This is a genomic window from Microcystis sp. M165S2 (genome assembly GCF_020245885.1).
Taxonomy (GTDB): Bacteria; Cyanobacteriota; Cyanobacteriia; order Cyanobacteriales; family Microcystaceae; genus Microcystis.
The window spans coordinates 1-9357 of sequence record NZ_JADBTZ010000204.1; the positions used below are offsets into that span (position 1 = coordinate 1).

At 42.0% G+C, this 9357-nt stretch carries 10 protein-coding genes and 1 pseudogene; 7 read left to right on the plus strand and 4 right to left on the minus strand.

Annotation, left to right across the window (positions count from 1 at the left end):
- A partial coding sequence (locus IM479_RS10690) for an RNA-guided endonuclease InsQ/TnpB family protein (RefSeq protein WP_287699399.1) occupies nt 1-520 on the minus strand: 520 nt, incomplete at its 3' end.
- Nucleotides 521-610: 90 nt separating this feature from the next.
- On the opposite strand from IM479_RS10690, the gene IM479_RS10695 reads away from it, so the two are divergent.
- The 4 genes from IM479_RS10695 to IM479_RS10710 all read left to right on the plus strand — a co-directional run bounded on the left by IM479_RS10695 (nt 611) and on the right by IM479_RS10710 (nt 4039).
- The gene (locus IM479_RS10695; RefSeq protein ID WP_286827017.1) at nt 611-1012 is read left to right on the plus strand and encodes an Npun_F0494 family protein; all 402 of its coding nucleotides are present in this window, start codon (nt 611-613) and stop codon (nt 1010-1012) included.
- Nucleotides 1013-1409: 397 nt separating this feature from the next.
- Nucleotides 1410-2885, plus strand: a complete 1476-nt coding sequence (gene cobQ / locus IM479_RS10700) for a cobyric acid synthase CobQ (RefSeq protein ID WP_287684104.1) — start codon at nt 1410-1412, stop codon at nt 2883-2885.
- Nucleotides 2886-2894: 9 nt separating this feature from the next.
- Nucleotides 2895-3134: a 2Fe-2S iron-sulfur cluster-binding protein gene (locus IM479_RS10705; RefSeq protein ID WP_287684103.1), complete on the plus strand. Its 240-nt coding sequence runs from the start codon at nt 2895-2897 to the stop codon at nt 3132-3134.
- A 287-nt stretch (nt 3135-3421) separates the two neighbouring features.
- Entirely contained in the window at nt 3422-4039 is a 618-nt protein-coding gene (locus IM479_RS10710) for a class I SAM-dependent methyltransferase (RefSeq protein ID WP_287684102.1), read from the plus strand.
- Nucleotides 4040-4139: 100 nt separating this feature from the next.
- On the opposite strand, the gene IM479_RS10715 is transcribed toward IM479_RS10710, so the two are convergent.
- A complete protein-coding gene (locus tag IM479_RS10715) occupies nt 4140-4844 on the minus strand; it encodes a cytochrome b/b6 domain-containing protein (RefSeq protein WP_287684101.1) in 705 nt (234 codons plus the stop codon).
- 46 nt (nt 4845-4890) lie between these two features.
- Between IM479_RS10715 and IM479_RS10720 the strand changes: the two genes are divergently transcribed.
- Nucleotides 4891-5631, plus strand: a complete 741-nt coding sequence (locus tag IM479_RS10720; RefSeq protein ID WP_287684100.1) for a TIGR00297 family protein — start codon at nt 4891-4893, stop codon at nt 5629-5631.
- Nucleotides 5632-5667: 36 nt separating this feature from the next.
- Nucleotides 5668-6723: an amino acid ABC transporter substrate-binding protein gene (locus IM479_RS10725; RefSeq protein ID WP_287684099.1), complete on the plus strand. Its 1056-nt coding sequence runs from the start codon at nt 5668-5670 to the stop codon at nt 6721-6723.
- A gap of 2 nt (nt 6724-6725) precedes the next feature.
- Here the strand turns inward: IM479_RS10725 and IM479_RS10730 are convergent, their stop codons facing one another.
- Nucleotides 6726-7613, minus strand: a complete 888-nt coding sequence (locus tag IM479_RS10730) for a lipid kinase (protein WP_287684098.1) — start codon at nt 7611-7613, stop codon at nt 6726-6728.
- Between the two features lie 406 nt (nt 7614-8019).
- Here IM479_RS10730 and IM479_RS10735 point away from each other — a divergent pair, with 406 nt between their 5' ends.
- Nucleotides 8020-8778, plus strand: coding sequence for a sulfite exporter TauE/SafE family protein (locus IM479_RS10735; protein ID WP_287684097.1), 759 nt, complete (start codon nt 8020-8022; stop codon nt 8776-8778).
- Between the two features lie 266 nt (nt 8779-9044).
- Here IM479_RS10735 and IM479_RS10740 read toward each other — a convergent pair.
- A pseudogene (locus tag IM479_RS10740) lies at nt 9045-9357 on the minus strand (Rpn family recombination-promoting nuclease/putative transposase); the annotation flags it as partial.

Here is a 9357-nt window from a genome sequence, read left to right on the forward strand (position 1 = left end):
GAGGCTTAATTGTTGGGTCATCAAATCTAATTGAGATATGCCAACGTCCAGAAGGATGTAATCTGACTGTTACTGTGCTTGGTTCACAAGCTTCTGGGATTTGTCTTGACCATCGAATTGCTAAAGGTTCTGTGCATTTAGCTAAATAGATTTGTTTGTCTTTAAATTTAAAAGCAGATTTAGTAAATTCGGCACTTCCTCCCTGATGTTTTTTCTTAAAGTTAGGATACTTAGTACGACCAGCAAAGAAGTTAGTAAAAGCTGTTTGTAGATGTCTTAACCCTTGTTGTAAAGGTACACAGCTTACTTCATTGAGAAAGTCTAATTCTTCTTGCTTTTTCCACTCGGTTAGCATTGAAGAGGTTTCAGTATATCCTACTCTTTCTTGCTTTTCGTACCAAGCTTGTGTTCTGAGATGGAGAGCTTTATTGTAAACCAATCTTACACAGCCCAAAGTGCGCCGCAATAGCGACTCTTGTTCGGGTGTGGGGTAAAATCGGTAAGAATAGGCTTTCTCCATATCTTACATTCTGGCATATATCGTGTAAATGCGCTAATATTTAACGGTAAAGCCGTCGTAGAACGACGGGGTTTCAGACCCAAATTTTCGATGAGCCTATCGACTCCCACCGTTACCGCGATCAATTATCCTGATGCTACCATCACTAGGGCTGAACGCGCCCTCTGTTGTTCTCCTTTCCGTCTCACCCTATTCGCCGCTATGCTTGAGCGAAGTGTATCACTTTTAAGCATCCCCGGTCCTGGAGGTTTAGAAAAAGGTTATACTTCCAGACTGCTGACGGAAGCGGCAGCGGAAAGCTATCTTCTCTGGTTGATTAAAGTGGGAATTTTGCGGCGCGAAGTAGATGGACAGGGGATAACCGATAGTTTTCGTCTCACTCCTTTAGGGAGGAAATTAATAGAAAAATGGCAACCCCAAGGGTATCTTTTCCCTAAACCCAATTTCTGGCAAAGATTTTTAAATACTCTGCAACGTTGGTTTTCTTTTTAAGCAAGAGGCAACAGGCAACCCCCCCAACCCCTCGACATCGGGGGGGGTTAATAGAAAGAATCTGGCAATTCTCCTACCTAAAAAAAGGTTATAAACTAAGTACATCAAAGCTTTTAGCTTAACAAATTAGGTTGTAGATTCGGCCATTGTTATCAGTTATCATACCAAATCCGGTTATTAAAGACTGATTATTTATTCTCCCTTTTGCCTATTGCATGAGTGTCTCTCCTCATAAGTAGCCTATACTCAACGGATTTAGTATCAGTTATCAGATGTGAGTTTTCAGTTACTGGTTATCAGTTATCAACTGTTTACTGATTACTGTTTATTGATCACTGATTACTGTTTACTGTTTACTGTTTACTGTTCACTGAAAATACTCAACTAAAAAAACTAGATGAAAGCAATCATGGTAGTGGGGACAACATCCCACGCGGGTAAATCTTTTTTAACTGCGGCCTTATGTCGTCTATTAAACCGGAAAGGTTGGCAGGTAACACCCTTTAAAGGTCAGAATATGGCTCTTAATGCCTATGTTACCGCCGGAGGGGGAGAAATGGGTCACGCCCAGGCGGTGCAAGCATGGGCCGCGGGGACAATTCCCCGGGTAGAAATGAACCCAATTTTATTAAAACCCCAGGGAAATATGACCTCTCAGGTGATTATTAAAGGCAAGGCTGTTGGTGTCACCACGGCAGCGGATTATTATCAGAATTATTTTGAGCAAGGTTGGCAAGCAATTAAAGAATCTTTAGCTAAATTATCAACAGAATTTGATCTAGTTGTCTGTGAAGGTGCGGGAAGTCCGGCGGAAATAAATCTCAAACATCGCGATTTAACTAATATGCGGGTGGCTAAATATCTGGATGCCGCTACTATTTTAGTGGTGGATATTGATCGCGGGGGGGCTTTTGCTCACGTCGTCGGTACGTTAGAATTATTAGAACCGGAGGAAAGAGCTTTAATTAAAGGTATTGTGATCAATAAATTTCGCGGACAAAAATCTCTCTTAGATGCGGGGATTACTTGGCTAGAAGATTATACAAAAATTCCTGTGTTAGGAGTTCTTCCCTATAGTGATATCTTTTTAAGTGCCGAGGATTCTCTCAGTTTACTCGATCGCCCCGCCCAAAAACCAAAAGCTGAACTAAATATCATTGTCATTCGTCTGCCTCATATCGCTAATTTTACTGATTTTGACCCTCTCTGTGGTGAAGCAACGGTTAATGTACGTTATCTAGAATTACAGGAATCTTTAGGTTATCCCGATGGGGTAATTATCCCGGGTTCTAAAACTGCTGTTGCTGATTTAATCGCTCTTGATCAAAGTGGTATGGCTAATCAATTACAAGCCTATCACCAAAGGGGAGGTATTATCTTTGGCATCTGTGGTGGTTTACAAATGTTAGGGCGATTAATCCTGGATCCTGACCATCGAGAAAGTACATACAGTGAGGCAGCAGGTTTAAATTTACTGCCCTTAAAAACGGTAATTACTGCCGAAAAAATTACCCGTCAACGACAAGTTTTATCCAATTATCCCCAAGCTGGTTTACCGGTAATGGGATACGAAATTCACCAAGGAATAAGCCAATGGGAAAGTGAATCAGGTTATCAAAAAATGTTCGAGGAAGATGCTAGTCTAGGAATTGTCAATGATTCTCTCTCAATTTGGGGCTGTTATTTACATGGTATCTTTGATAATGGTTCTTGGCGAAGAACTTGGCTAAATCATCTGCGTCAGCGTCGCGGTTTATTATCTTTGCCTACGGGAATTGCTAACTATAGTGAACAAAGAGAAATAACCCTGGATACTATGGCTAATTTAGTGGAAGAACATTTAAATCTTAAACCTATTCTTGCTCATTTGTAAGGAGAAATAATGACTATTTCAGTGCGTTTTTTACCCGATGATATCATCATGGAAGCGGAAACCGGAGAACTATTATTAGATGTGGCCAAAAAAGCAGGAATTGAAATTCCTACCGGCTGTTTAATGGGTTCCTGTCACGCCTGTGAAGTAGAATTAGATGATGGTAGTCAAATTTGTAGTTGTATTACCGGTATCCCCAGCGATCGAGATTCTTTAACCGTTCATTTATACTCCGATCCGCTTTGGTAGTTGTTCAGGTTTTCTGATAACAGAATTCAGCTATTACTGTTAAGTTGACGACTTCTAACTCGGAGAATACTGACTCGGAGACTTCTCGTCTAAGGGAAGGTTTTTGATTTTTGCAGGATGTCCATTCATAATAGTAAATGCAATATATTTATAAAATACCATGGTACATGGTATCAATGGGATGTGACAATAAATTTCACTAAACCCTTGACAAAAGTTACTTTTTGTATTACCCTGCGATAGTGGTGATGCCACGCAAAACACTTACACATTAACTGTTTTAAAATATGTCAGATTATTATCATTATCAAAATTCTTGCTGTGGGACTGCCCACGCTTATTTGCTACCTTCTCTAAGTCAGATTTTTGCCGATCTTGCTCCTCCTGAAAAGCGTATTTTTGATCTCGGTTGTGGCAACGGATCGATCGCTAATTGGTTATCAGAAAAAGGATTTCAAATCAGTGGCTGCGATCCTTCCGAATCGGGGATAGCAGAGGCAAAAAAAGCCTATCCTGAACTTGATCTCCACGTTGGCTCCGCCTATGATGATCTGGCTAGTAAATTTGGTACTTTTCCGCTGCTAATTAGTTTGGAAGTGGTAGAACACGTCTATGCCCCGCGCGATTATGCTAAGACCGTTTATAATCTGCTGCAACCCGGAGGAGCTGCGCTGATCTCCACTCCCTATCATAGTTATCTGAAAAATTTGGCCCTAGCGGCTACGGGCAAGATGGACGATCATTTTACCGCTCTTTGGGATCACGGACATATTAAATTTTGGTCTGTCAAAACTATCACAAAACTGTTAACAGAAGCTAATTTATCGGTAGAGAAAATCTATCGTATCGGTCGTATTGCTCCCTTAGCGAAGACGATGATTATTCTCGCTCGTCGGGGTCAATAAATCATACTAAATCTTGTTTAAAAGGTATAGGAGAGGAGGGAGCAGGGAAGTTAAGCATTTGTACTAAAACTTCCAATACGCAGTTTAAATACAGTACACCTTAGTCAAACTTGGGAACAATCCAAGCTGCTATAATAGCCAATAAAACAACAATTTCTAAGACTTTATATAAGTTAAGAGATTGTAGCCACTGAAAAGTATTAGCTAGACGCAAACTTAACCCCCATTGACGTAATTGAGACAACCATAATTTCGGACTATCTTGTTCACGAAAACGCCATTTAAGGATAGATAATAACAGGGGAACCCCTCCCACTTTAGCAGTCATGAGCAGGTGCAGGATCAGACATACTGCCATAATTAACCAACTGAGCAAATGGGCATAATACCAGAAGTGATTTAATTCCCCTTCTGGTAGCCATTTGGAATCCATCATCCGGCCACTATACAAAGCAAAAGTTAGGGCAAAAAGAGTCAAAGTATTGACTAAACGATGGAGACTATACCACCAAATCGGCTTACCAAATTGGGTTAATTTGTTAAGAGAATCACTTTGAATTAATCTTTTGTTGCCCCGACGAAAAGCATAGATAGCAAAAATAGGAAAAATAATCAGAGTATAGAGGCCAAAAGTGCCGTGAATACTTTCAATTTCTCCATATTCTGGTAAGGGCAGTTTTAACCAACGACCGTCAAAAGTATCATAGGTCCAATAGGCCGTAACCATGGCGGCAATGAGGACAATTCCCGTCAATCCGTGCAGAATTCGCAGTAACAGAGGTTGATAAGGTTGATTAGTTTTCATCGACTCGATCGATACAATGGGGGGAGGTAAACTTTGGCCAGATACTATGTTAACTAATCCTTGGCTCGTCGCTGTTCTTCTCAATACCATCCTCCTCGGAATCGCTTGGATTGCCCCAAAAAAGCTCTTAACTGCCATGGGTTATCTCCATGCTTGGGTTTTAGGGGTAATTGTCTGGGGAAGCTTAGGATGGCGCGGTTATCTAATTGTTTTATTCTATTTCCTCGTCGGTTCTACTGTCACCCGCATCGGTTTAGCGCGCAAGGAAGCAGAGGGAATCGCCGAAAAAAGAGCGGGGGTACGCGGTCCAGAAAATGTCTGGGGTTCCGCTTTAGCGGGGGCAATTTGCGCTATCCTAAGTCTTTTTGCCGCTTCTCCCTGGGATTACCTCTTAATACTCGCTTATGTGGCTAGTTTTAGCACCAAATTAGCCGATACTACTGCCAGTGAGGTGGGTAAAGCTTACGGTAAAACTACTTATCTAATCACTAATTTTAAATCCGTCCCCCGGGGAACAGAAGGTGCTGTTAGTTTAGAGGGAACGCTCGCCGGTTTGCTGGCAGCCACGGCTATTTCCCTGTTAGCATGGGCTATCGGTGCGATCAATCCTATCGGTGTGTTATGGTGTGTAATTGCGGCATTTATCGCCACCAATATTGAAAGTCTCATCGGTGCTACCCTACAAACTCGCTTTCTGTGGTTAACTAATGAATTGGTCAATGTGATCAATACGGTTATCGGTGCGATCGTGGCTATACTGTTAAGCTTCCTCTGGTCTTTCAGCTAAAATTAAGTGACTAAAAAAAATTTTCAGAGAATATCTATGCTAAAGTGGCGTTTTTGTGCATTGACCCTGCTGTTACTGCTAATTACTGCCTGTGGCACGGAAAATCCACCCAATTCTAGTTCTAACACTGCAAGTAGTCCCGATGCTGGCCGCTTGCCAACGGTGAAAAATCGCGGTAAGTTAATTTGTGGCATTAACGGAGAAGTGCCGGGGTTTAGCTTTGTTAATGAAAAAGGCGAATATTCGGGCTTAGATGTGCAAATTTGCCGAGCTATTGCGGCCGCTCTCTTTAATGATACCTCCAAAGTCGAATATCGTAAACTTAGCCCCCAAGAGAGATTTACTGCTGTGCAGACGGGAGAAGTGGATATTCTCAGTCGCAACACCACTTGGACGATTAACCGGGATACCGCCCTGGGGATGGAGTTTATCACCCCGGTTTTCTATGATGGTCAAGGAATTATGGCCACGAAAGCCAGTAATGTTAAGAAATTAGAAGATTTGAGTGGAAAGTCCATTTGTGTGCTATCGGGAACCACCACAGAACAAAATCTGGCCGATGCCATGGCAAAAGCGGGAGTTCAAGGTTATAAACCGATCGTTTCCGATGATGTGGAGGCCTTATATACAGCTTATCAGGCGGGGCGTTGTCAAGCCGTCACCTCCGATCGCTCCCAATTGGTGGCCCGGCGCTCGGTTTTTCCCCGACCGCAGGATCATCAATTATTAGAAGTGGTAATATCTAAGGAACCCTTGGCCCCGGCCGTAGCCGATGGTGATCCCCCTTGGTCGAATGCCGTCCGCTCGATCGTTTTTAGTTTAATTCAAGGGGAAGAATTTGGGATTAACTCCCAAAATATTGCCACTTTTGCTGATAGTAAAGACCCCAGTATTCGGCGCTTTTTGGGTATCGACGAGAAGTTAGGTGAAGATATGGGTTTACCCAATGATTTTGCCCAAAGAGTCTTAAAACAGGTGGGTAATTACGGGGAAATTTATGATCGTGAAATCGGTAAACCCCTGCAACTCGATCGAGGTTTAAATAATCTTTGGACAAAGGGGGGTTTATTGTATTCTCCTCCTTTTCGTTAATTTTAAAATTGTGTTTCCTGACGGGGAATATAGACTCCTATGGCTGCTGGAATAACTCGAAACATGGCGGGAGTAGTGCTAGTAATTTCGCCATCGGTGTTAATACTATGGGGTTTACGAGTCTGAATTTGAATTTCTTTCCCCTTAAGAGTTCTCACCCAAGATAATAAACCCTGTTGTCCTCGCGGTAATGTCCACAAAAGCGGGAAAATTTGCCACCAGTGTTCAATTTCTAGGCTATATAAATCTAATCTTTGATCGTCAATTTGGGCATCGTGAGCGATCGGCATTCCTCCCCCATAATAACGACCATTTCCGATCGCTATTTGTAGGGTTTTAACTTTGATATTTTGGCCATCAATACCGATCATAGCGGTAAAAGGACGAGTTTTACTTAATAACTGTAGGGCTGTCCAAGCGTAGGCCAAAATCCCCAAACGTCGCTTTAAACCCTTGTTCAGTTTTTGGGTAATTTTCACACTTAATCCTAAACTAGCCACGTTGAAAAAGTATTTATTATTTACCCAACCTAGATCGATATATTTTAAATTACCTTCCGCAATAATTCGACAAGCTTCGGCAATAGAATTCGGTATCCCTAAAGTCCGGGCCAAATCATTAGCCGTTCCCAAAGGTATAATGCCTAGGGGCAGTTGAGTTTCTACCAACACATCCACCATAGCATTAAGAGTCCCATCGCCACCACCGACGATAACTAAATCAATATTAGAGCGATACTTTTCCATCAAAAAAGGTATATCTTCTACCTTTTTCAAAGGGACGCTGATAATTTCAAAATCCCAATGATTGAGCAGCTCGACAGTTTGAGCAAAGTTTTCTTTACCCTTGCGCGAGTGACGATTAATTAGTAGTAAAGCTCTTTTAGTCATAGGTCAGTTTCTCATGCAGGGATAAAGGTTATGTAATTAAATCAGAAAAAATATCAGGTGATTGTCAATAATATAGCCCCATTGATCACTAAATTTTAGTTAATAGCCCTTTCTTCGAGAAAATGTTCTACCATTGCCCCTATGTAGGGTTTGCTGAATAAATCTAAAAACCTTGCTGGATAAGACTTTTAGACTTTTTTGAAATCCAAAAGTACCAGATATGGGAGTGATCAGGGGGAAATTCAGGTACTTTTTCCCTGAAAATTAGGTAATTGACCACCTGAAAATCGGTAAAACCCTACACCCTACACCCTACACCCTACACCCTGCCCCTAGGAAAAACTTTTTCAGCAGACCCTATGTATGATAGCAAATTGAGACCCTTCAAGGCCATGAAACGAAGATAATGGCAGACTATTACTTGATTTTACTGATAACGGGCGTTTTTTCGGGCTTATTAGCGGGTTTATTCGGTATTGGGGGTGGCACTATCTCCGTGGCGATCCTGTTAAATTTGGGCTACAGTTACGGGGAATCGGTGGCTACCAGCAGTTTAGCGATCGTTTTCACTTCCCTAGTGGGTACGATCCAAAATTGGCGATTAGGTTCCCTCAAATGGCAGCGAGTTCTCCTCTTAGGCCTACCCGGGATTTTTACGGCATTTATCGGGGTCTATCTGGTCAAATATAGCCCCAAACACCTCCTAGAAGCGGCTTTTGGTTGTTTTTTACTGCTCAATATCTATTTAAGCAATCTCAAGCAAAATTTAAGCCAAAAAGAGCCAGTTTCTGCCATTAGATTGAATCCTAATCTAGCCTGTCTGCTAACCGGAGGAATCGCTGGATTTCTAGCCGGTATTTTCGGAATTGGCGGTGGGGCGATCATGGTGCCACTACAAATGATTTTTTTGGCAGAAAAGATCAAAATCGCCATTGTCACCAGTTTAGGTGTGGTTTTACTCAATTCGATCGCCGCCTGTTTCGCTCATGCCCAAGCCGGTTATATTCTTTATCTACAAGGGATTATTTTAGGTATCGGTGGTTCTCTAGGTGTACAAGTAACCACTCGTTTTTTACCGAAATTACCGGATCGATTGGTGCGGATTACTTTTTATATTTTTCTGCTACTGATGGCCATTTATTTCTTCATCCGCGCTTGCTCTTAAACCGCATCAACGGACTCGTTAAATCTCAACTTTCTAACCTTTCTAGTCTCTCCCTGATGGGCTTTTTCCCTATTCATCAATAAAAAACGGAGAATACTTGACAAATTCGGGGGGGGTAGAATGGCGGAGATTATTGCTTTTAATCGCTCATCTATGGGGTATAAATCTTAACTTTTCCCAGTATTAGCCATAACATTAGCTTGAATCAATCAAATCAAACAGGATTTAGTATAACAGAACCTCCTAGACATGAGGACATAAGGAGATTATGTCCCGTTTTGTATAGCTCTAACCTGTTCAACCTCTAATTCTAAGGCGGATGCGACTTGCTCAACGCTTAACCCTAAGGCTAACAAACGAGGGACAGCCTCTAATGCTTTGTTTAGTCTGCCTTCCTGACGACCTTCCTGACGACCTTCCTGACGACCTTCCTGACGACCTTCCTGACGACCTTCCTGACGACCTTCCTGACGACCTTCCTCGCGCACATCTTGAAAATACTGAGTTTGTTTTAATTCATCTAAACTAAACATAGTTTCTATCTCCCGACGATTGAGAAGCGGTAACTTATAAACAAGA

What these genes read in the sequence shown, in the direction of transcription:
- IM479_RS10695 (WP_286827017.1), top strand. Translation starts at nt 611, where the DNA reads ATGAGCCTATCGACTCCCACCGTTACCGCGATCAATTATCCTGATGCT.
- IM479_RS10725 (WP_287684099.1), top strand. Translation starts at nt 5,668, where the DNA reads ATGCTAAAGTGGCGTTTTTGTGCATTGACCCTGCTGTTACTGCTAATT.
- cobQ (WP_287684104.1), top strand. Translation starts at nt 1,410, where the DNA reads ATGAAAGCAATCATGGTAGTGGGGACAACATCCCACGCGGGTAAATCT.
- IM479_RS10735 (WP_287684097.1), top strand. Translation starts at nt 8,020, where the DNA reads ATGGCAGACTATTACTTGATTTTACTGATAACGGGCGTTTTTTCGGGC.
- IM479_RS10705 (WP_287684103.1), top strand. Translation starts at nt 2,895, where the DNA reads ATGACTATTTCAGTGCGTTTTTTACCCGATGATATCATCATGGAAGCG.
- IM479_RS10730 (WP_287684098.1), bottom strand. Translation starts at nt 7,613, where the DNA reads ATGACTAAAAGAGCTTTACTACTAATTAATCGTCACTCGCGCAAGGGT.
- IM479_RS10720 (WP_287684100.1), top strand. Translation starts at nt 4,891, where the DNA reads ATGTTAACTAATCCTTGGCTCGTCGCTGTTCTTCTCAATACCATCCTC.
- IM479_RS10715 (WP_287684101.1), bottom strand. Translation starts at nt 4,844, where the DNA reads ATGAAAACTAATCAACCTTATCAACCTCTGTTACTGCGAATTCTGCAC.
- IM479_RS10710 (WP_287684102.1), top strand. Translation starts at nt 3,422, where the DNA reads ATGTCAGATTATTATCATTATCAAAATTCTTGCTGTGGGACTGCCCAC.